Below are 20789 nucleotides of genomic sequence, written 5' to 3'. Positions count from 1 at the left end.
ACCCCGTAATGTTGGGAGGGTGACCGTGAACGCTAAGTCCAGCGCGAGCGCTGGCAACACCTGGCGAAACCTGCCCGCGGCGCAGCAGCCCGAGTACCCCGATGCCGAGGCTCTGCGCGATGTGATCGCGGACCTCGAGTCGTATCCGCCGCTCGTCTTCGCGGGCGAGTGCGACCAGCTGCGCGCCCGGATGGGAGCCGTCGCCAAGGGCGAGGCGTTCCTCCTTCAGGGCGGCGACTGCGCCGAGGCTTTCGACGCCGTGTCCGCCGACCACATCCGTAGCAAGCTCAAGACCCTGCTCCAGATGGGCGCCGTGCTGACGTACGCCGCCTCGGTGCCGGTGGTGAAGGTCGGCCGGATCGCCGGCCAGTACTCCAAGCCGCGCTCCAAGGGCACCGAGACCCGCGACGGCGTGACCCTGCCGACCTACCGGGGCGACTCGGTCAACGGCTTCGACTTCAACGAGAAGGCCCGCGTCCCGGACCCCGAGCGCCTGAAGCGGATGTACAACGCGTCCGCCTCCACGCTCAACCTGGTGCGCGCCTTTGCCACCGGCGGTTACGCCGACCTGCGCCAGGTGCACGCCTGGAACCAGGACTTCGTGAAGTCGTCCCCCTCGGGCCAGCGCTACGAGCAGCTGGCGCGAGAGATCGACAACGCGCTGAACTTCATGCGGGCCTGCGGCACCGATCCGGAGGAGTTCAAGACCGTCGAGTTCTACGCCTCCCACGAGGCGCTGCTCCTCGACTACGAATCGGCGCTGACCAGGGTCGACTCGCGTACGGGGCAGCTGTACGACGTCTCTGGCCACATGGTGTGGATCGGTGAGCGCACCCGGCAGCTGGACGGCGCGCACATCGAGTTCGCCTCGAAGATCCGCAACCCGATCGGCATCAAGCTGGGCCCGACGACGACGGCCGAGGACGCGCTGCAGTACATCGACCGCCTCGACCCGGAGCGTGAGCCGGGCCGTCTCACCTTCATCGTGCGGATGGGCGCGGACAAGGTCCGCGACAAGCTGCCCGAGCTGGTCGAGAAGGTCACCGCGTCCGGCGCGACGGTGGCCTGGGTGACCGACCCGATGCACGGCAACACCTTCGAGGCGGCCTCGGGCCACAAGACCCGCCGCTTCGACGACGTGCTCGACGAGGTCAAGGGCTTCTTCGAGGTCCACAAGGCCCTCGGCACGCACCCGGGCGGCATCCATGTCGAGCTCACCGGTGACGACGTCACCGAGTGCGTGGGCGGTGGCGACGAGATCTTCGTCGACGACCTGCACCAGCGCTACGAGACGGCCTGCGACCCCCGCCTGAACCGCAGCCAGTCCCTCGACCTGGCCTTCCTCGTCGCCGAGATGTACCGCGACCAGTAACGGACCACCGTCAGGTCCGGCTGTTACCAGCAGGTGAAGTGGGGCGTGGATCACATACGATCCGCGCCCCATCGCACTTTTGCGGCCCCTGGAGGCCGGGTAAGGTTAGGTTAGCCTCACCGATCAGTCGGGCATCCGCTCCATCGGTACGGCACGACCCTGAAACCCCGACGGGAGGTGGACCGCGTGTTCGTCTGCAGCTGCTTCGGTGTCACCGAGGCGCAGGTGAAGAAGCACGCGGAAGAGGGTGCCTGCACCCCCCGCCAGATAGCGTCGGCATGCAAGGCGGGCACGGACTGCGGTTCGTGCGTGCGCCGCATCCAGGCCCTGCTGGGCCGTGGCGCGTGCCCGCGCCGTGAGCTCGCGGACGAGGGCAGGCCGGTCCTGTCGGACCTCGCGGACGCCCCGGTGCCCTCGCCCGTGGCGATGCCCGCGTCGGCGATGCCCGCCACGGCGGCTCTGACCGTGGCGGCGCTGACTGCGGTGGCGGCCGAGGCCGCCTGACGCGTCTGTCGCCGGATCAGCTCTCCGGCTGTTCGATCAACTGCGCGATGTACAGCGCCTCACCGAGCTTCTCGATCAGTTCGAGCTGGGTGTCCAGGTAGTCGATGTGGTGCTCCTCGTCCGCGAGGATCGACTCGAAGATGTTCGCCGAGGTGATGTCGCCCTTCGTGCGCATCACCTCGACCCCCCGCTTGAGGCGGTCGATCGCCTCGACCTCCACCTGTCGGTCCGCCTCGAACATCTCGGTGAGGGTCTGTCCCACCCGGACATGGAACAGGCGCTGGTAGTTCGGCAGGCCCTCCAGGAAGAGGATCCGGTCGGTGAGCACCTCGGCGTGCTTCATCTCGTCGAACGACTCGTGCCGCGTGTACTTGGCGAGCTTCGTCCAGCCGAAGTTCTCCTGCATCTTCGCGTGCAGGAAGTACTGGTTGATCGCGGTGAGCTCGCCGGTCAGCTGCTCGTTGAGGAATTCGATGACCTCGGGGTCGCCCTGCATCGCAGAGGCTCCTTCCATGCGGGGACTGGGCAGGTTGCGCCGCATCCTCGCATCGGTGCAGTGAACCGTCCAGTAAGTGCACGCTTAGTACGAGTTGCCCGATTCGGGACGGGGCTGGTCATGTGCACTGTCCCGGGTCTGTCAGGATGGAGTCATGGGTCAGCCGGTGGAGAGAGAATCTGGAGAAGCGGCACAGTCGGAGCTTCCGCCGGGGCAGCGACTTCAGCGCGGCTGGCCGGTCACGCACTACGGGCCCGTACCCAAGTTCCGTCCCGAGCGCTGGGAGTTCAGGGTCTTCGGCGCCACCGCCGACGGGGAGAAGCACTGCTGGACCCACGAGGAGTTCACCGCCCTGCCGTACGCCTCGGTCGTGGCCGATCTGCACTGCGTCACGAAGTTCAGCATGCTCGGGGCCGAATGGGGCGGCGTCCCGGCCCGGACGATCCTGGACATCGCCCCGCCCGCACCGTCCGTCACTCACGTGATGGTCTGGGCCGAGTACGGCTTCAGCTCGAACCTCCGCCTGTCGGACTTCGCGGCCGACCGCACGATCTTCGCCACGCACAAGGACGGTGAGCTGCTGACGGCGGAGCACGGCTTCCCGCTCCGCCTCGTCGTCCCGCACCTGTACGCCTGGAAGGGGCCCAAGTGGGTCCGCGGCGTGGAGTACATGACCGCCGACCGCCGTGGTTTCTGGGAGGAACGCGGCTACCACAACATCGGCGACCCCTGGCGGGAGCAGCGCTACTCCTACCAGGAGGAGCCCGGGGACGGCCCCGAGCTCTGACTCCCGTGACGGCGGCCGGCCGCTGACCGGCGGCTTCTCAGTGGTGGTACCGGTGGACCACCGCGTGCCCCTTGCCGCGGCCGATCGTCCACTTGTTGACGGGCGTGGTGACCACGAAGGCGATCACCAGTGAGATGGCCAGCGAGATCCAGAACAGGGCGTCGGCCAGGCCCGCGTCCATGGCGTCCGGCCACAGCAGGATCACGCCGTTGTCGATCAGCTCCATCACGGCGATGGACAGGGTGTCGGCTGCCAGCGCCACCCGGAAAGCGGTCCGGAAGTCCACGCCCGCCCGCAGGACACCGCGCAGCGTGAGCGAGTAGCCGAAGAAGAACGCGAGCGCGATCGCCAGGACCATCGTCGGCACGTTGCCCCAGCCGAGCGCCGTGCCGATCGCCATGCCGAGGATCTCGCCGATGGCGCATCCGGTGAGGCAGTGCAGCGTGGCCTGCGCGGCCATGGACCAGCTCGCCCCGCCGTGGTGGCCGCCGTGGCCCTCGTGCCCCAGGTGCTCATCGTGCCCGTGGTGCCCGTGCTGGTCCTGCTGGGCCCCGTGGTGCTCGTGCCGTGTGTGCGTGTTGTGCTCCATGTATGCCCCCATGCTGGATGCCGGTCCCTGCGCGCAGTAGGAACCGTATACCCCCATGGGGTATTCCTCAACGAGTCACGAGTCCCGGAGTTTCTTCAGCCGCTCCACGTCCGCCGCATGCCCTTCCTTACCGCCGGGCGTCTCGATGATCAGAGGTACGCCCGCGGTGGCGGGATGGGTCATCAGGGCGCGGAAGGGGTCCTCGCCGATGTGCCCGGAGCCGATGTTCTCGTGGCGGTCCTTGTGCGCGCCGACCACGTCCTTGGAGTCGTTGGCGTGGATCAGCTTCAGCCGTCCCTCGCCGACCGTGTCGACCAGCAGGTCGAGCGTCTGGTGCATGCCGCTCGGCCCGGTCAGATCGTGGCCGGCCGCGAAGATGTGACAGGTGTCGAGACATACGCCCAGCCTGGGGTGGGCGTCGAGCGCCTCGAAGTACGGGCCGAAGTCCCAGGTGCGGGAGCAGAGCGAGGCGCCCTGCCCGGCCGTCGACTCCAGGAGGAGGAACGGGGCGTCGTCGTGGGTCAGCTCGTCCAGCAGGGGCAGCATGTGCTCACGGACCTGCGCGAGGGCGACGGAACGCTCCCGGCCGCCCGTGGCGCTGCCGGTGTGCACCACCACACCGAGAGCGCCTATCTCCCGGGCCCTGCGCAGCGAGTGCCGCAGGGACAGCACCGACTTCTCCACCGTCGCCTCGGTGTGCGAACCGAAGTTGATCAGATACGGGGCGTGGACGTACGCGGGGATCGACTCGGCGGCGCACGCGGCGCGGAAGGCCTCGTCCTGCCGGGGGTTTCCGGCGGGCGTGGCCCAGCCGCGCGGGTTGGCGACGAAGACCTGGACGGTCTCGGCCGCGAGGTCGCGTGCGTAGGACAGGCCGACGGAGTGGAGACCGCCGGCCACAGGGACATGGCCGCCGACGGGGTTGCGGAGCTGCTTGCTGGTCACACCCGTCAGGGTGTCATGGGCCGCTGAGGGCTCCGCCGGCGGATCTCGACGGGGGGTGGCGGGCGCCGGCCCGCGGCAGAGCCGCGGGCCTCGCGCTCAGCGGATCTCGACGGTGATCGTCGATCCCTTGGGTGCGGTCTCCCCGCCCTCGACCGACTGGCTCTTGACCTTGTCGCCGAACAGCCCGAGCAGTCCGCGGTCCTCGTCGACCTTGAACCCGGCGCCCTCGAGCTTCTGGTGGGCGTCGTCGACGCTGTCGCCCACCACGTCCGGGACCTCGACCATCTCGGGGCCCTTGGAGATCGTCAGCGTCACCGTGTCGCCCGCGGCGGCCTCGCGGCCCGCGGCCGGCGACTGCTCGGCCACCTGGCCCTTGTCGAACTCCGAGGTGACGCGCTTGGTGGCGATCTTCACCTTCAGACCGGAGTCCTCCAGCTCGGCGGTGGCGTCCTCGACGGACGAGCCCGTGACCTCGGGCACCTCCACCGGGCTGCCCTTGCTGACGGTGATCGCGATGGCCGAACCCGCGTGCCGCTCGGTGCCCGCCTGCGGGTCCGTACGGATCACGAAGCCCTTGACGACGTCCTCGCTGAACTCGCGGTTGACCATGCCGGCGGCGAGACCCTTGTCCTTCAGCACGTCCTTCGCCTTGAACAGGGCGAAGCCCCTCAGGTCGGGCACCTTCACGGTCTCGGGCCCGTCGGAGACGGTCAGCGTCACGGAGTCGTTCGCGCGGATCCGGGCGCCGACCGCCGGGTCTGTGCCGATGACGCTGCCGCGTTTCACGGTGTCGCTGAACGCGTGCTTGACCGACTTCACGTCGAGCCCGGCCTTCTCCAGCTGAGCCCTGGCGTCCTGCTCGCTCTTCGAGAGGACCGGCGGCACCTTGGTGAACTGGCCCGAGTTGATGTACCAGATGCCGGTGCCGAGGCCCAGCACCAGCACGACGGCGGCGACGATCGCCAGCATCCCGCGCCGGGGCCGCGCAGGTCCGCGCCGGGGCAGCGGCGGCTCGGAGGCGAACTGGGTGGTCCGCTCGAACCGGCTGGTGTGCGAGGCCACGCCGTCCGTGTCGGGTTCGTTCACCGGCAGCGGCCGGGGCACGGACAGCGAGCGCGGGATCACGCTCGTACGGTCCTCGGCGATGTCGCGGCCCACCGCGAGGGCGCCCGGCGGCACGGCGTCGAGCTGCTCGGCGGTGAGCCCCGCCCGTGCTTCGAGGACCTGGCCGAGCAGCGCCACCGCGTCGTACGGGCGCACCTCGGGGTTGCGGGCGGTCGCCGTGACGACCAGGTCGTCCAGCGCGTACGCCATGCCGGGGACCAGGCCCGACGGGGGCGGCACGTCCGCGTGCAGGTGCTGGTAGAGCACCTGGGCGGGAGAATCCCCGGAGTGCGGCTTGGCGCCGGTGAGCATCTCGTACAGGACGACGCCGCAGGCGTAGACGTCGACGCGGGTGTCGGCCGTGCCGTGCTCGATCTGCTCGGGGGCGAGGTACGACACGGTGCCGAGGACCGTGCCCGTCGTGTTCGTCACCGTGTCCACGGCCCGGACGAGGCCGAAGTCCGCCACCTTGACCCGGCCGTCGTCCCCTATGAGGACGTTCTCCGGCTTCATGTCCCGGTGCACGAATCCGGCCCGGTGCGCGGCGCCGAGCGCGGCGAGCACCGGCTCCAGGATGTCCAGCGCCGCCCGCGGCTGGAGCGCGCCCCGGTCGCGCAGCACGTCGCGCAGGGTGCAGCCGGCGACGTACTCCATCGCCAGGTAGACGTACGACCCGTCCGCTCCCTGGTCGAAGACCTGCACCACATTGGGGTGCGCGAGCCGCGCCACCGACTTGGCCTCGCGGATGAACCGTTCGACGAACGAGCCGTCGGCGGCCAGCGTCGGGTGCATCACCTTGAGCGCGAGCACGCGGTCGAGGCGGGTGTCCAGGGCCCGGTAGACCGTGGCCATCCCGCCGACCGCGATCCGCGCCTCGACGCGGTAGCGGCCGTCGAGCACCTGCCCGACAAGCGGGTCGTGAAGGGTCGTATCCACGCAGGTGAGTGTACGAGCCGCCACTGTCACGACGACCCGTTCGGCCGATACCGGGGCGGGACTGCAGCCGAGCTGTGACGCGCGGCGTACGCACGCGCGCGCCGCTCTCGCACAGGCGTCCGGTACGGGGTGGGGGTATCCGCGCGAGGGGCCGTTCCGTCAGAAGGCCGGACGCTCGGGATCCAGTCGTGCCATGCCCTCCGTGGGGGACGACGCCTCGGCGAAGTGACGGCGCGGGATGCGGCCGGCGCGGAAGGCGAGGCGTCCCGCCTCCACCGCGTGCCGCATCCCCTCCGCCATCAGCACGGGCTCCTGCGCCCGCGTCACGGCCGAGGCGAGCATCACACCCGAGCACCCCAGCTCCATGGCGAGCGCCGCGTCGGAGGCGGTCCCGGCGCCCGCGTCCAGGATGACCGGCACGCGCGCGTGCTCGGTGATCAACTGGAAGTTGTGCGGGTTGCGGATGCCGAGCCCGGAGCCGATGGGCGAGCCGAGCGGCATGATCGCGGCGCAGCCGACGTCCTCCAGCTTCCGCGCGAGCACGGGGTCGTCGTTCGTGTACGGGAGCACGGTGAACCCGTCGTCGACCAGGGTCTCCGCGGCGTCCAGCAGCTCGATCGGGTCGGGCAGCAGCGTGCGCTCGTCGGCGATGACCTCCAGTTTGACCAGGTCGGTGCCGAGCGCCTCGCGCGCGAGACGGGCGGTCAGCACGGCCTCGCCCGCGGTGAAGCAGCCCGCCGTGTTCGGCAGCACGCGAATGCCGAGCCGGTCGAGCACGGACAGGACGGAGCCGTGCACGGACGCGTCCACACGCCGCATCGCGACGGTCGTCAGCTCCGTGCCGGACGCCACGAGCGAGCGCTCCAGGACGTCGAGGCTGGGTGCCCCGCCCGTCCCCATGATCAGCCGGGACGAGAAGGACGTACCACCGAGGACCAGGGCATCGTCGGCCATCGGTCAGCCTCCCTGGACGGCGGTGAGGACTTCGACGCGGTCTCCCTCGGCCAGCGGCGTGAGCGGCCACTGCGTGCGCGGGACGACCGTTTCGTTGAGCGCGGCCGCCACCCCGGAGGGGGCGGCGGTGAGCGTGGCGACGAGCGCGTCGAGAGCGGTCCCCGCGGCGATCTGCCGCCGCACGCCGTTGACGAAGATGTTCATGCCGGCTGCTCCGTGAGGGCGGCGGCGAAGCGCCGCGGGGTGAAGGGGCGGGCCACGTCGGGAAGTTCGCCCGTGGTCAGGACGTGCGCCATGGCGTCACCGGTGACCGGGGTGAGCAGCACGCCGTTGCGGTAGTGGCCGGTGGCCAGCAGGAGGCCGTCCAGGCCGGTCGGGCCGATCAGCGGCGCGTTGTCCGGCGAGCCGGGGCGCAGCCCGGCGCGCGTCTCGGTGAGCGGCAGTTCGGTGATGCCGGGCACCAGCTCGTGCGCGTCGCGCAGCAGCTCGTACACACCGCCCGCGGTCACCGTGGTGTCCCAGCCCAGCTCCTCGCTGGTCGCGCCCACGACGAGCTCGCCGCTCTCCCGCGGCACCAGATAGACCTGGCTGCCCCGGACGACCGCACGGACCGTGCGGCTCAGGAACGGCGCGTACCGTTTCGGCACCGTCAGCCGCAGCACCTGCCCCTTCACGGGCCGCACGGGCGGCAGCACATCGTCGGGCACGCCCGCCAGACGCCCGCTCAGGCTCCCCGCGGCGAGCACCACCTGGCCCGCGGACAGTTCGGTGCCGTCCGTGGTCACGGCTCCCACGGCCCTGCCGCCTTCGACCCGCAGGCGCTCCGCCCACGTGCGGAGGAACACCACGTCGGCCCGCTCGCAGGCCGCGACCAGGGCGCCGGCGAGCCGGCGGGGGTCGATCTGGTGGTCGCCGTCGACCCGCAGGCCGCCGCGCACGCCGGGCGCGAGCATCGGCTCCAGACGGCGGCACTCACGGCCGCTCAGCCACTCCGACTCCAGCCCCGACCGGCGTTGCAGGGCGTGCAGTTCGCGCAGATGGGCGCGGTCGTCGGCGTCCAGGGCGACGGCGAGCGTGCCGCACCGGCGGTACCCCACGTCCTGGCCGCTCGCCTCGGTGAGTTCGGCGGCGAAGTCCGGATAACGGCGCGCCGAGGCCAGGTTGAGGCCCAGCAGGGTCTGCTCGCCGTAGTGCAGTTCGGTGACGGCGGCGAGCATTCCGGCCGCGACCTGCGCGGCCCCGCCGCCGGGCTCGGGGTCCACGATCGCGGTGGCCAGCCCGCGTTGCGCGGCCCGCCAGGCCGTGACCAGGCCGATGATCCCGCCCCCGATGACCAGGACGTCGGGCGTTCGTGACGACATGGGCGTCCAGCCCCTCCCTTCGCCGGCATGACCCGGATCAGGTTCGTACGGTCGGAGGCCGCCCAGCCTCCCTCTCAGCCCGGTGCGTCCGGGCTCCCGCGAGTGCTTTACGTTGGCCACCCTAGCCCTCCGTCACATGTCTCAGTAAGGGAGCCTCCGCCCATGGCCCGATCGCTCGACGGTGTCGTTCTCGCCCCTGTCGCCGACCAGGCACCGGGGCAGGTGGGCACCCGCACCCGCTTCGTCTACCACGAGCGGAACGGGGAGATCTGGGCCGAGTACGCGGGCGGCGATGTGGTACGCGGCCACCTCGTGGGTACCCGTGAGGGTGACCGTCTCGACTTCCGGTACGTACAGCTGGGGCGTACCGGCGGCACATCGTCGGGCCACTGCGTCTCCCGCGTGGTGGAGCTGCCCGACGGGCGGCTGCGCCTGGAGGAGACCTGGGAGTGGGAGTCGCAGGCGGGCAGCGGGACGAGCACGGTGGAGGAGGTCGCCCGGGTGGAGCATTCGCCGGCGGCGGACGAGCCGGTGTGGAACAGCTCACTGAGCACGTCCGCTGACTGACGAATCGTCAGGTGTCTATGGTGATCAGGTGAGCGAGCAGACGCAGGAGCGTACGAAGCGGCGGGTCGTCGTCGTGGGCGCGGGCATGGCCGGTGTCCAGACCGCGGTCGCCCTGCGCGAACAGGGTTTCACCGGCAGCGTCACCCTCATCGGCGCGGAGCCCCATCAGCCGTACGACCGGCCGCCGCTGTCCAAGGCCGTGCTGCTCGGCAAGTCCGAGGGTTCGGCCTTCGACGTCGACTTCGAGGCGCTGGACATCGAGCTCCAGCTCGGCTGCGAGGCGCTCGGCGTCCGCCCCGCCGACCACGAGCTGGACACCGAGGCGGGTCCGGTCCGGTACGACGTCCTGGTCATCGCGACCGGCGCGGAACCGATCCGGCTGCCCGGCGCCGAAGGGGTGCCCGGCGTCCATCTGCTGCGCACCCTCGACGACGCGGAACGGCTGCGTCCCGTCCTCGCCCGGCAGCACGACATCGTGGTCGTCGGGGCCGGCTGGATCGGCGCCGAGTTCGCCACGGCGGCGCGCGAGGCCGGCTGCAGGGTGACGGTCGTGGAGGCCGCCGACCGCCCTCTCGCCGGGGCGCTGCCCGCCGAAGTGGCCGCGCCGATGGCCGCCTGGTACGCGGACAGCGGGGCCGAGCTGCGCACCCACGCGCGCGTGGAGCGTGTCGAGCCTGGTGCCGTGGTGCTGGACGACGGCTCCCGGGTGCCCGCGGGCGCCGTGGTCGTCGGTGTCGGCGCCCGTCCGGCCACCGCGTGGCTCGCCGGCTCCGGCATCGAGCTGGGCGCCCATCGCGAGATCGTGGCCGACGACCACCTGCGCACCTCCCTGCCGGACGTCTACGCGGTCGGCGACTGCGCCTCCTTCCCGTCGGGCCGGTACGAGGACCGCCTCCTGGTCCACCACTGGGACAACGCCCTCCAGGGCCCGCGCACGGTCGCCGCGAACATCATCGGCGAGGCCCCCGCCGCGTACGACCCGGTCCCGTACTTCTGGTCCGAGCAGTTCGGCCGCTTCGTCCAGTACGTCGGGCACCACGCCCCCGACGACACGACCGTCTGGCGCGGCGACCCGTCCGGCACCGCGTGGACGGTCTGCTGGCTCCGCGACACCCGCCTGGTGGCCCTCCTGGCGGTGGGCCGCCCGAGGGATCTCGCCCAGGGCCGCAGGCTGATCGAGGCGGGCGCCGAGATGAGTCCGGAGCTCCTGGCGGATCCGGCCAGGCCCCTGAAGTCGGCGACCGCCTGACCGGACGGCCGCACCGGAGGCGAGCGGAGGCGCCGGGAGAGGCGCCGGGGCGGAGTTCTCGGGGCACGGCGGTCGCGCCTCGGCCTTCCGGCGGAGTGGCCGGACGCAGGGCGACACCCGGCGCGCGGCGGGTCGCCGGGGGTGCCGCAGGCGCGGGAGCCCGGGGCCGAACGGCGTGCGCGGAGCCATGGCGGAGCCGGACGGGGCGCGCGCCCGGACGGTGCCCGGGTACCGAGTGTCAGTCCGGGATGGCAGGCTTGTCCCGTGACCGAGATTGACGCAAAGATCGATGCTCTCGTCCCCGCCTGGCTCACCCTCCCCGACATCGCCGAACAGCTCGGCGTCGAGGTGACCCGCGTGCGGCAGCTGGTCAAGGAGGGCCAGCTGATCGCCGTACGCCGTGGTGAGAACCGCGCGCTGCACGTCCCCGCCGCCTTCATCGACGGGGACAAAGTGGTCAAGGGCCTTTCCGGCACCCTGACGCTGCTGCGGGACGACGGCTTCACCGACGAAGAGATGCTGGAGTGGCTCTTCACTCCCGACCCGACCCTGCCGGGTACTCCCGCGCAGGCCCTGAGCGAGAATCGCGGCACGGAGGTGAAGCGCCGCGCCCAGGCGCTCGCCGTCTGACCTGAACCGACCGTCCGGCGTACGGACCGCGGACCGCCAGCCCCTGGCCCCGTGGTCCGTACGCACCGACCACGGGGGACACACGCATGCCCGAGAACGCCGCGACCACCGCGCGCGCCCAGCTCGCCGACGCCCGTCTCTACCTCTGCACGGACGCCCGCAAGCGCCAGGGCGACCTCGCCGAGTTCCTCGACGCGGCTCTGGCGGGCGGCGTCGACATCGTGCAGCTGCGTGACAAGGGCATGGAGGCGGCCGAGGAACTGGAGCACCTCCAGGTCTTCGCGGAGGCCTGCGCCCGGCACGGCAAGCTCCTCGCGGTCAACGACCGGGCCGATGTGGCCCACGCCGCCCGTGCCGACGTGCTCCACCTGGGGCAGGGCGACCTTCCGGTCCCGGCGGCCCGCGCCGTCCTCGGCGACGACGTGCTGATAGGCCGTTCCACGCACGCCGAGTCCGAGGCTTCGGCCGCCGCCGTCCAGGAGGGCGTGGACTACTTCTGCACCGGCCCCTGCTGGCCGACGCCCACCAAGCCCGGCCGCCACGCACCCGGCCTCGACCTGGTCAGGCACACGGCGACGCTCGGCACCGACCGCCCCTGGTTCGCCATCGGCGGCATCGACCTCGGCAACCTCGACGAGGTGCTCGACGCGGGCGCCCGCCGGGTCGTCGTGGTCCGGGCGATCACCGAGGCGGACGACCCGGGCGCGGCTGCGGGGGAGTTCGCGAAGCGACTGCGCGGCGCGTAGGCGCGAGCGTCCGGCACGGCGCCGTCCGGTGTCCCGGCGCCGCGGGGACGCCGTTCTGCGTTCCGGCCGTGCCGGGGAGCCGTCCCGCGTCCCGTTCGCGGCACGGTCCGCGGGCGCTGTCCGCGGGATCTGTCCGAGGGGTGGACAAGAAGTCGACAGATCGGACATTTTGTGTCGGTCCGGTTGGGGTACCGGCGCCCCCTGGCTAACCTGCCGGTATGGCCCTCGGATCTGCCTCCACCAGGACTGATCGCGCACGCACCGTGCGCGACATGCTCGCGACCGGCAAGGCGACGTACTCGTTCGAGTTCTCCGCGCCGAAGACTCCCAAGGGCGAGCGGAACCTGTGGAACGCGCTCCGCCGGGTCGAGGCTGTCGCGCCCGACTTCGTCTCCGTGACCTACGGGGCGGGCGGCTCCACGCGTGCGGGCACCGTCAAGGAGACCCAGCAGATCGTCGTCGACACCACGCTCACCCCGGTCGCCCACCTCACCGCCGTCAACCACTCCGTCGCCGAACTGCGCAACATCATCGGCCAGTACGCCGACGCCGGGATCCGCAACATGCTCGCCGTGCGGGGCGACCCGCCGGGCGACCCCATGGGGGAGTGGGTGCCGCACCCCAAGGGCCTGACCTACGCGGCCGAACTCGTCCGGCTCATCAAGGAGTCGGGGGACTTCTGTGTAGGCGTCGCGGCCTTCCCGGAGATGCACCCGCGGTCCAGCGACTGGGACCTGGACGTCGGCCACTTCGTCGACAAGTGCCGCGCCGGCGCCGACTACGCCATCACGCAGATGTTCTTCCACCCGGAGTCGTATCTGCGACTGCGCGACCGCGTGGCCGAGGCAGGCTGCGCGACACCGGTCATCCCCGAGGTCATGCCCGTCACGAGTGTGAAGATGCTGGAGCGGCTCCCGAAGCTCAGCAACGCCGTATTCCCGGACGCCCTGAAAGAGCGGATCCTCACAGCCAAAGACGATCCGGCGGCTGTACGCTCCATTGGCATCGAGTTCGCAACGGAGTTCTGTGCGAGGCTGCTGGCCGAGGGAGTCCCCGGACTGCACTTCATTACGCTGAACAACTCCACGGCGACGCTGGAAATCTACGAGAATCTGGGTCTGCACCACCCACAGCAGGCCTAGACCGGTCGCACCCGCGTACGACACACTGCGTAGCGGCCACTGGGAGAGGGGCGTACATGGGCTGGACGGTCCTCTATTTCGCGTTCGGAGTGGTCGCGCTGTGGCTGCTCGGCGAGGTCCTGCTGCAGTACAAGGCGCGACTGCGCTACCGCCTGCTCGCCTTCGTCGGCTTCCTCGGTGTCGTCCTCGGTGTGCTGATGCCCTCGGTGGTGGTCATCGGGCTGGGCGCGGCCGCCTTCGCGGTCGGCCAGACCTACGTCACGTTGTCGTTCCGCCGCGGCTTCGCCGAGGGCTGGGCCATCAACGGCCGCTCCGGCCCTGACAGGCCCAGCAAGCGCCGTCGCGGCGAGCCGGAGTACCAGGATCCGACACTGGAGGTCTCCGACCTCGAAGCCGCCGACGGCGCGGCCTACGCGCACGGTGACGACTACGCCGGCGACGACGACGTCTTCTCGCCCAATCAGTCCGACCGGTTCGCGCCGACGGGGGCGAACGAACCCTCTGCCGCCGAGGCCACCGCCGTGTACGAGCCGCAGCCCCTGCCCGAGGACACCGGCTCCTACGGCATCTACGGCGACAACGCGTACGCCGCGGCCACCGACCAGTCCTACGGTGCCGCCCCCCAGTCCCAGGACCAGCAGGCCTACGCCTACGACTACTCGGGCTACAACCAGCAGCAGTACTCCTACGACAACGGCCAGCAGCAGTACGCCGCTTACTCCGACCCGTACATCGGCACGCAGACCTACAGCGGTGCCGGATACGACACCACCTACGGCGGGCAGCAGCAGTACCCGCAGCAGGGGTACGGCCAGGACCAGTACGCCGGCACCGGCACCTACGGCGGCGAGACCCCGGCGGGAGGAGTCTGGGTGCCCCAGCAGCGCAGCACCGACGACCCGTACGGCGGCCAACTCCCGCCCGAGCAGCCGTATCCCTACCAGGGCGACGGCAACGGCACGGGCTCCGGCAACGGGTACGACGAGCAGTACCGGTACTGACCGCGGCCGGTGCCGTCCGTCCGCACCGGCCGCCCGTCCGCACCGGCCGCCCGTCCGCACCGGCCGTCCGGACTCGGTCCCTCGTCCGATCCCGGTCCCCCGTCCGGTCACCGGGACCGCTCACTGCGACCCGCGGAACTCCGGTCCCTCCACGATCAGCCCGGCCACCAACGCCCCCGACATGCCGGCATGCGGAAGACCGCCGCCGGGGTGCGCCCAGCCGCCCGCCGCGAACAGACCCGGCATGCGCGTGGCGTTCGACGGATGCAGCAGCCGGCCGTCCGCGGCGGCGAGCGCCGGGGCAGGAACCGCGCCGCCTTCCGCGCCCGTCTCGTCCGCGATGTCCGCCGGGGTGCGAACCTCGTGCCAAAGCAGCCGCTCGCGCAGGCCGGGCAGCGCGCGCCCGGCGGCGCCGAGAACCCGCTCCACGTCCGAGTCGGACACTGAGAAGCCCGAGGGCACGGTGGCCGACAGGGTCACCGCCTCGTGCTCCGCGTCCGGGGCCGTCGCCGGGTCGTCGGGGCGCGTGACCACCACGGTGGGCGAGGCCGGCAGCCCCGGGCGCTCGCCGAACAGGCGGTCCAACTCGTCGTCACGGTCGGCCGAGTGGACCACCGTCCGGTGCGCCACCCCCTCGGGCCGCCCGCCGCGCAGCGCCAGCAACACGGTCAGCCTGCTCGGTGCCCCACTCTGCGGCGGGACCTCCCCGTCCCCCCGGACCGCCGCCTGCGGGACAAGGTCGCGCAGCACGCCGGGCGCCACACCCGTGACCACGAAGTCGGCCTCCTCCACGGCGCCGGCCGCGAGCTCCACACCCGCCGCCCGGCCGTCCTTCTCGACGATCCGTGCGACGTCCGCCCCGAAGCGGAACTCCACCTTGCGGGCGAGGCACCGCTCGTACACCGCGCGGGCCAGTTCCCTCAGGCCGCCGCGCACGTACCAGGTGCCGAAGGCGTGTTCCATGTAGGGCAGCACGGCGGCGCTCGCCGGCGCCACGCGCGGATCGAGCCCGTACGCCAGGGCGTGGCTCTCCAGCAGGGCCGCGAGGCGCGGTTCACGCAGCTCCCAGGCGCCGACCTCGGCGAGGGTGGCGGCCCGGCGGGTGCGCAGCAGCTTCTTGTGCGGCACCGAGGGATAGGGCTCCTGCTGGGCGAGCACCGGCCAGTTGGGCCACAGCGGCTCCTCCAGGAGCGGTCTGCGCGTGCGGTCCCACGCCTCGCGGGCCCGCACCAGGAAGTCGCCCCAGCGCCCGCCCGTGCCCGCCCCGAGCGCTTCGTCCAGCGCGGAGACGACTCCAGCGCGGGAGGCGTTCGGCAGGGACACCTCCGTGCCGTCCGCGAAGAGGTGCCGGGCCGAGGGGTCGACCTGGACCAGTTCGACGCACTCCTCCAGCGGCTGCTTCCCCGTCTTGACGAACAGGTCGCGGTGGACCGCGGGCAGCGGCAGCAGCGCCGGGCCGGTGTCGAACGTGAAGCCGTCGCGCTCGACGCGGCGCAGCGCGCCGCCGTACGTCGCCGTGCGCTCGTACACCACCACCCGGTGGCCCGCGACGGCCAGCCGGGCGGCCGCCGCCATCGCGCCCATCCCGGCGCCGATCACCGCAATTCGTGCCATGCCAGGGACTTTATCGGCCGCCTCCGACAGTCCCGCCCGCGGGAGCTCAGTCGGGGGGCCGCTCGACCCGCGCCGCGAGCCGTCTCTCCTCCCGCCGCTGGGCACGGCGCCGCAGGAACCGGCGGATCCGCGAGACCAGGAAGAACAGCACGACCAGTCCGGCCACGAGCAGAACGGCCGCGACGATCGCCGCCGCCAGCGGGTGGAACATCGCGAACGTGACGATCGTGCCGACCCCGAGGTCCTCGGCCAGGCTGATGACCATGTTGCTGAGGGGTTCCGGGGAGGTGTTCACCGCCATCCGGGTGCCGGCCTTGACCGTGTGGCTGGCCAGCGCCGTCGAACCGCCGATCAGACCCGCCACCACGTCCGAGAGCGAACCGCTCTGCCCCGCGAGCAGCGCGCCGATCCAGGCGCCGGCGACCGGCCGCACCACCGTGTGCACCGAGTCCCACGCCGAGTCCACGTACGGGATCTTGTCGGCGACCGCCTCGCACAGGAACAGCGCGCCCGCCACCGCGAGCACCTCGGGGCGCTGCATCGACTCGGGGACGTCGTCGGTGAGACCGGTCGCGCCGAAGACGCCCAGGAGCAGCACCACCGCGTACGCGTTGATGCCGCTGGCCCAGCCGCTGGTGAAGACCAGGGGGAGTACCGACACGGACGCGATCGTAACCAGTGGCCGACCGCACGGCCTGGGCATGAGTGCGTACGACTGAGTACACGTACTCAGTGAGTGAGATGAGTACGCGCGCGGATGGGGCCCGACCTGCGCGAACGAGAGAGTGGAGACACGGAGAGGGGCGCGGCTCCGGTACCGCCGACACGGGGCGGCGGAACGGCTCTCGCGCCCTTTGCCGCTCCTTCCGCCGACCCGGTCGGCGGGAGTGAGGCACGGGGGACCCGGGGGACGACCGGAGCGGGGCCCGACGGGGGAGTACGGCGAGGCGCCGGTCCGATCGGCCCGCGGGGGACGCGGCCGAACGAGCCGGCGCTCTCGCCTGTCCGGCTCCGCTGCGCTCCCGCCCTCAGCGGCCGCCGCTCACGCGTCCCTGGAGCAGCCGGGACAGCGCCGCGTGCACGTCGTCCAGCGAGCGCTCCGGCTGGAAGGCCTGCCAGTCCAGAGCGGCCACGAGGACCATGCCGACCAGCGCCGCCGCCGTCAGCGGGACGTCGATCTCGTCGCTGAGCTCGCCGCCCGCCACGCCCTCGCGCAGGACGTTCTCGACGACCGCCACGGCCTCCTGCCTGACCACCATCAAGGTGGACTGCCAGGCGCGGTTCGTGCGCCACAGCTCCGCCACGTACAGCTGGGTGAAGGCCGGATACCGGTCGATGAAGACGAGCCCCGCGCGGATCATCGCGTCCAGTGCGTCGACCTTGCTGCCGCCGTCGCGCGCGGTCTTCTCGGCCGCCTCCCGCAATGAGGCGGTGAGCAGGCCCACGCCGTGCCGCAGCAACTCCTCGAAGAGGACCGACTTGCTCGCGAAGTTGTAGTAGACCGTGCCCTTGGCGACCCCGGCGCGCTCGGCGATCTCGTCCACCGTGGTGGCGGAGAAGCCCTGTTCGGCGATCAGGGTGACGGCGGCCTCGTAGAGCTTCTGCCGGGTCGCCTCGCGACGGCCGCCGCCGCCCGCCGTGGTGCTGGTGCTTTCCATGGCCCCGATTGTCACAGGACCGGTGGCGGGCGTGGTCACAGGCTCAGCTCCGGGTGCAGCCGGTCGAGGGTCCACACCTGCTTGCGGCGTGCCGACAGGGCGGTGAGCGCGAGGGCGCCCGCGGTGAACGCCACCAGGACGGCGCACGCCTGCCAGACGGGACCCAGGGCCCCGCCGGTGATGAGCCTCCTGAGGGCCTCGACGACGTAACTCATCGGCAGGAAGGGATGGATCGCACTGAAGAAGCGCGGACTGGTCTGGACTGGGTACGTGCCGCCCGCCGACGTCAACTGGAGCATCAGGAGGGCGAGGACGAGGATCCGTCCCGCCGCGCCGAAGCGTGCGTTCAGCCACTGGACGAGCGCGGCGAAACACGCCGTCACGAGGAACAGGAAGCCCACCGTGCCGGCCGCGCGCGCCATCTCCAGGCCGATCGCCCAGTGCAGCACCGACATCAGGGCCGCAGTCTGGAGCACTCCCACCGCGGCCACCGGGAGCCAGCCCGCCAGCGCGACGCGCCAGGCCGAGGCCCCCACCGCGAGCGCGCGCCGGTTCAGCGGCGGGATCAGCATGTACGCGACCATCGCGCCCACCCAGAGGGACAGCGGGATGAAGTACGGAGCGAAACCGGTGCCGTAGTTGGGCGCCTTGTGCAGGTTCTGGGAGGCGAGCCGCACCGGGTCCGCCATGACCTGGGTGCGCCGGTCGCGGTCGGACCTGTCGTAGTCCGGGATCTGCTCGGCGCCGTCGTGCAGCCCGCCGGCGAGCTTGCCGGAGCCGCCGACGAGCTTGTAGATGCCCCCGTCGAGGTCGCTCGCGCCCGTCTTGAGCGCCCCCACGCCCGTGTCGAGGTCGCGTGCCCCGGCCTTCGCCGTGCCGAGTCCGGTGTGCAGCCGCTCGGCACCCTTGGCGACCTTCGCGGCACCCTCGTCGAGTTTGTTGATCTTGGAAACGGCGTCGGTCAGGTCCTCGGAGAGGTGCGGCGACCGGTCGGCGAGCGCCTGCGCCTGCTTCTCCAGGGTGGCCAGGTTCTTGTCGAGCTTGTCGAGATCGCCGTCCTGGTCGTCGATCAGCGTGTTCAGGTCGTCGGCCACCTCGGCCACGTCCGCCGCGGCCGTCTTGGCCTTCTTCAGGTCGCCGCACGCGAGGTCGGGGACGACCGGCGTCTCGCAGCGTGCCTTGTAGACGGCCTCCAGCGCGGTGGAGGCCGCATGCGCGCCCTTGGCCGCGGCCGGGGCCCGCTCCACGAGGTCGTCGAGGTTGTGGCGGATGCCGGACGCCGAGTCGGCGACGAGCCGGGCCGTGTCGCCGATCGACTTCTCGTTGTCCTTCAGGAACGGCCCCACCTTGCCGGCGACCCCGTTGACCCGGTCGGCCAGCGTCCGCGTGCCGTCCGCGACCTGCCGTGACCCGTCCTCCAGGTCGGCCGCGCCCTTGTCGAGCTTCTTCAGGCCGCCGGACAGCTTCCCGCTGCCCTTCTTGGCCTCCGCGAGACCGTCCGCGAGGTCCTTGGAGCCCTTCTTCGCCTTGCCGATCCCGCCCTTGAGCCGGTCGGCCCCGTCGGCGGCCTTCTCCGTCGCCCCGTGGATGTCCGAGAAGGAGATGAAGATCCTGTCCAGGAACGACCGTGACGCCTTGGTGGACGCGGCGGTGCGCACCTCGCTGAACACGGTCCGGGAGATCTGCCCGACGATGTAGTTGTTCGCGTCGTTGGTCCGCACCTGGAGCGCGCCCGTCTCGGGAGACGCGCCGGAGCTGGAGGCGATGCGCTCACTGAAGTCGTCCGGCATCGTCAGGGACAGGTAGTACGTGCCGTCCTCGACGCCCCGGCGGGCCTCCGCGGCGCTCACCTCGTGCCACTCGAAGGTGTCGCTGTCGCGCAGCCCCTTGGTGATGTCGTCGCCCGCCGTGACCTTCCTGCCCGCGGCCGTCGCCCCCTTGTCGTCGTTCACGAGGGCCACGGGGATGCGGTCCAGGTGGCCGTACGGGTCCCAGAACGACCACAGGTAGAGGGCTCCGTACAGGAGGGGCAGCAGGAGGAGGGCCACCAGCGCGGCCCGGGGGAGCTTGCCGCGTCCGAAGCGCCGGAGCTCAAGAGCGGCCAGTTTCGGCGAGCGCATCGGCCGTCTCCTCGTCGTCGGGGGTGTTCTTGTCGGGGGTGCCGGCGCCGGTGGCCGGGGTGTTCTGGGCGGGGCCGCCGTCCCTGGTGGCGAGGGCGGTGCCGGTGTCGGCGGTGCTGTCCGTGGGCGTGCCGGCGTCCATGGGAGTGGCGGAGTCCGTGGCGGTGGTGGCGTCCGCGTCCGCGGGCGTGGCAGCGTCCTCGGCGGCCGCACCCTGCTCGCCGTGCGGTCGGGTCGAGACGACGACGGCACCCTCAGGAGCCTCGCTGCACACGGCCACTACGGTGGTGCCCGAGTCGGCGATCGACCTCAACAGGGCCCACACCTCGGCCCGTTCGGAGTCCGAGAGCTTGAGATCGGTGTCGTCGACGCCGAGCAGGCGGGGGCGGCCGATCAGGGCCAGCGCTATCGACAGCCGCAGGGATTCGAGGCGCTCCAGGTCGCGCACGGCGGTCCGGGAGCCCTTGGGCAGCGACTCCCGGTCGAGTCCGGCGGCGGACAGCGCGGAGTCGATCCGCAGCTTCGCCCCTGCTGCCCTCCCGCCGGTCCGCGCCTGCCCGCCGGCGAGCCGCGCTCCCTTGGACCACGATCGCAGCAACCCGCGCAGGGGGCCGCCGAACCGCTGCTCCAGCAGCGCCCGTTCGCGCAGGTGCTCCCCTACGGTCAGCGCCGGGTCCAGGTCGGTGACACCGGGCACGTGCGCGAGCCCGCTCGTGCGGCGCACGGCGGCCATCTGCTGGGGCAGTCTCGACGAGCCCACGCGGGCCGTCCCCTCGGTGGGCCTCATCCGGCCCGTGAGCGCGAGCAACAGGCAGGTGCGGCCGGAGCCCGAGGGCCCCTCGATCGCGATCAGCGAGCCGGGCTCCGCGTCGACGCGGAGCCCGCCGAACACCCGGCCGCGCGGTCCTTCGAGCCCGAAGTCCTCGGCCGTGACGCCCAGTCCGTGCGGACCGTCCACAGCTTCCCCATCCCTGGAACTACTTTTGAACTGACTGGTCAGTGCAAAAAAGTACC

At 71.8% G+C, this 20789-nt stretch carries 21 protein-coding genes and 1 riboswitch; of the genes, 9 read left to right on the top strand and 12 right to left on the bottom strand.

The features are described 5' to 3' along the window. Positions 1-19: 19 nt before the first annotated feature. Together H305_RS0127280 and H305_RS47190 are read left to right on the top strand one after the other, a co-directional pair. A complete protein-coding gene (locus tag H305_RS0127280; protein WP_028803225.1) occupies positions 20-1372 on the top strand; it encodes a class II 3-deoxy-7-phosphoheptulonate synthase in 1353 nt (450 codons plus the stop codon). Positions 1373-1558: 186 nt separating this feature from the next. Further along, positions 1559-1876, top strand: coding sequence for a (2Fe-2S)-binding protein (locus H305_RS47190; protein WP_078629273.1), 318 nt, complete (start codon positions 1559-1561; stop codon positions 1874-1876). 16 nt (positions 1877-1892) lie between these two features. Here the strand turns inward: H305_RS47190 and bfr are convergent, their stop codons facing one another. Then, on the bottom strand, positions 1893-2372 hold the full coding sequence (gene bfr, locus H305_RS0127270) for a bacterioferritin (RefSeq protein WP_028803224.1): 480 nt from the start codon (positions 2370-2372) through the stop codon (positions 1893-1895). Between the two features lie 154 nt (positions 2373-2526). Here bfr and H305_RS0127265 point away from each other — a divergent pair, with 154 nt between their 5' ends. Then, positions 2527-3159, top strand: a complete 633-nt coding sequence (locus H305_RS0127265; RefSeq protein WP_028803223.1) for a sulfite oxidase-like oxidoreductase — start codon at positions 2527-2529, stop codon at positions 3157-3159. A gap of 37 nt (positions 3160-3196) precedes the next feature. On the opposite strand, the gene H305_RS0127260 is transcribed toward H305_RS0127265, so the two are convergent. From H305_RS0127260 to thiO, 6 genes are all read right to left on the bottom strand, one after another. Further along, positions 3197-3748, bottom strand: a complete 552-nt coding sequence (locus H305_RS0127260) for a DUF4396 domain-containing protein (RefSeq protein ID WP_037765469.1) — start codon at positions 3746-3748, stop codon at positions 3197-3199. Positions 3749-3823: 75 nt separating this feature from the next. Then, positions 3824-4693 carry a deoxyribonuclease IV gene (locus tag H305_RS0127255; protein WP_028803221.1) on the bottom strand — a complete coding sequence of 290 codons (870 nt, stop codon included), beginning with the start codon at positions 4691-4693 and terminating at the stop codon, positions 3824-3826. A 96-nt stretch (positions 4694-4789) separates the two neighbouring features. Next, on the bottom strand, positions 4790-6733 hold the full coding sequence (gene pknB, locus H305_RS0127250) for a Stk1 family PASTA domain-containing Ser/Thr kinase (protein WP_028803220.1): 1944 nt from the start codon (positions 6731-6733) through the stop codon (positions 4790-4792). Between the two features lie 159 nt (positions 6734-6892). Then, positions 6893-7687: a thiazole synthase gene (locus tag H305_RS0127245; RefSeq protein ID WP_028803219.1), complete on the bottom strand. Its 795-nt coding sequence runs from the start codon at positions 7685-7687 to the stop codon at positions 6893-6895. A gap of 3 nt (positions 7688-7690) precedes the next feature. After that, a complete protein-coding gene (gene thiS, locus H305_RS0127240; RefSeq protein WP_028803218.1) occupies positions 7691-7891 on the bottom strand; it encodes a sulfur carrier protein ThiS in 201 nt (66 codons plus the stop codon). After that, positions 7888-9048, bottom strand: coding sequence for a glycine oxidase ThiO (gene thiO / locus H305_RS0127235; protein ID WP_028803217.1), 1161 nt, complete (start codon positions 9046-9048; stop codon positions 7888-7890). Before thiO ends, thiS begins: the two co-directional genes overlap by 4 nt. After that, positions 9046-9158: riboswitch (TPP riboswitch) on the bottom strand. Its footprint overlaps the gene before it by 3 nt. 52 nt (positions 9159-9210) lie before the next feature. Here thiO and H305_RS47185 point away from each other — a divergent pair. From H305_RS47185 to H305_RS0127205, 6 genes are all read left to right on the top strand, one after another. Continuing rightward, the gene (locus H305_RS47185) at positions 9211-9615 is read left to right on the top strand and encodes a hypothetical protein (RefSeq protein ID WP_051371004.1); all 405 of its coding nucleotides are present in this window, start codon (positions 9211-9213) and stop codon (positions 9613-9615) included. Between the two features lie 28 nt (positions 9616-9643). Then, positions 9644-10864: an NAD(P)/FAD-dependent oxidoreductase gene (locus tag H305_RS0127225; RefSeq protein WP_028803216.1), complete on the top strand. Its 1221-nt coding sequence runs from the start codon at positions 9644-9646 to the stop codon at positions 10862-10864. Between the two features lie 264 nt (positions 10865-11128). Then, positions 11129-11494, top strand: a complete 366-nt coding sequence (locus tag H305_RS0127220) for an Rv2175c family DNA-binding protein (RefSeq protein ID WP_028803215.1) — start codon at positions 11129-11131, stop codon at positions 11492-11494. Between the two features lie 86 nt (positions 11495-11580). Continuing rightward, positions 11581-12240 (top strand): thiamine phosphate synthase, encoded by a 660-nt coding sequence (gene thiE / locus H305_RS0127215; RefSeq protein WP_028803214.1) that lies wholly within the window; start codon positions 11581-11583, stop codon positions 12238-12240. Positions 12241-12458: 218 nt separating this feature from the next. After that, the gene (gene metF, locus H305_RS0127210) at positions 12459-13382 is read left to right on the top strand and encodes a methylenetetrahydrofolate reductase [NAD(P)H] (RefSeq protein WP_051371002.1); all 924 of its coding nucleotides are present in this window, start codon (positions 12459-12461) and stop codon (positions 13380-13382) included. Between the two features lie 56 nt (positions 13383-13438). Then, positions 13439-14383 (top strand): membrane protein, encoded by a 945-nt coding sequence (locus H305_RS0127205; protein WP_028803212.1) that lies wholly within the window; start codon positions 13439-13441, stop codon positions 14381-14383. A 120-nt stretch (positions 14384-14503) separates the two neighbouring features. On the opposite strand, the gene H305_RS0127200 is transcribed toward H305_RS0127205, so the two are convergent. The 5 genes from H305_RS0127200 to H305_RS0127180 all read right to left on the bottom strand — a co-directional run bounded on the left by H305_RS0127200 (position 14504) and on the right by H305_RS0127180 (position 20733). Then, on the bottom strand, positions 14504-15997 hold the full coding sequence (locus tag H305_RS0127200) for a phytoene desaturase family protein (protein ID WP_028803211.1): 1494 nt from the start codon (positions 15995-15997) through the stop codon (positions 14504-14506). Between the two features lie 46 nt (positions 15998-16043). Then, positions 16044-16658, bottom strand: a complete 615-nt coding sequence (locus tag H305_RS0127195) for a DUF4126 domain-containing protein (RefSeq protein WP_028803210.1) — start codon at positions 16656-16658, stop codon at positions 16044-16046. 367 nt (positions 16659-17025) lie between these two features. Further along, positions 17026-17655, bottom strand: coding sequence for a TetR/AcrR family transcriptional regulator (locus H305_RS0127190; protein WP_028803209.1), 630 nt, complete (start codon positions 17653-17655; stop codon positions 17026-17028). A gap of 35 nt (positions 17656-17690) precedes the next feature. Continuing rightward, complete coding sequence (locus tag H305_RS0127185; protein WP_028803208.1) at positions 17691-19775, bottom strand: YhgE/Pip family protein; 2085 nt, start codon at positions 19773-19775, stop codon at positions 17691-17693. Continuing rightward, positions 19747-20733, bottom strand: a complete 987-nt coding sequence (locus H305_RS0127180) for an ATP-binding cassette domain-containing protein (RefSeq protein WP_028803207.1) — start codon at positions 20731-20733, stop codon at positions 19747-19749. Before H305_RS0127180 ends, H305_RS0127185 begins: the two co-directional genes overlap by 29 nt. Positions 20734-20789 lie beyond the last annotated feature (56 nt).

The organism is Streptomyces sp. 142MFCol3.1 (assembly GCF_000424945.1).
Classification (GTDB): Bacteria; Actinomycetota; Actinomycetes; order Streptomycetales; family Streptomycetaceae; genus Streptomyces; species Streptomyces siamensis.
The sequence above is the reverse complement of the archived record's forward strand: the minus strand, read 5'-3'. Positions and strand labels throughout refer to the sequence as shown.

Bases quoted from the DNA above. Each gene is read 5' to 3' on its own strand.
- thiO (WP_028803217.1), bottom strand. From the start codon at position 9,048: ATGTCGTCACGAACGCCCGACGTCCTGGTCATCGGGGGCGGGATCATC.
- H305_RS0127200 (WP_028803211.1), bottom strand. From the start codon at position 15,997: ATGGCACGAATTGCGGTGATCGGCGCCGGGATGGGCGCGATGGCGGCG.
- thiS (WP_028803218.1), bottom strand. From the start codon at position 7,891: ATGAACATCTTCGTCAACGGCGTGCGGCGGCAGATCGCCGCGGGGACC.
- H305_RS0127260 (WP_037765469.1), bottom strand. From the start codon at position 3,748: ATGGAGCACAACACGCACACACGGCACGAGCACCACGGGGCCCAGCAG.
- H305_RS0127265 (WP_028803223.1), top strand. From the start codon at position 2,527: ATGGGTCAGCCGGTGGAGAGAGAATCTGGAGAAGCGGCACAGTCGGAG.
- H305_RS0127245 (WP_028803219.1), bottom strand. From the start codon at position 7,687: ATGGCCGACGATGCCCTGGTCCTCGGTGGTACGTCCTTCTCGTCCCGG.
- H305_RS0127205 (WP_028803212.1), top strand. From the start codon at position 13,439: ATGGGCTGGACGGTCCTCTATTTCGCGTTCGGAGTGGTCGCGCTGTGG.
- H305_RS47185 (WP_051371004.1), top strand. From the start codon at position 9,211: ATGGCCCGATCGCTCGACGGTGTCGTTCTCGCCCCTGTCGCCGACCAG.
- bfr (WP_028803224.1), bottom strand. From the start codon at position 2,372: ATGCAGGGCGACCCCGAGGTCATCGAATTCCTCAACGAGCAGCTGACC.
- thiE (WP_028803214.1), top strand. From the start codon at position 11,581: ATGCCCGAGAACGCCGCGACCACCGCGCGCGCCCAGCTCGCCGACGCC.
- H305_RS0127190 (WP_028803209.1), bottom strand. From the start codon at position 17,655: ATGGAAAGCACCAGCACCACGGCGGGCGGCGGCGGCCGTCGCGAGGCG.
- metF (WP_051371002.1), top strand. From the start codon at position 12,459: ATGGCCCTCGGATCTGCCTCCACCAGGACTGATCGCGCACGCACCGTG.
- H305_RS0127185 (WP_028803208.1), bottom strand. From the start codon at position 19,775: ATGCGCTCGCCGAAACTGGCCGCTCTTGAGCTCCGGCGCTTCGGACGC.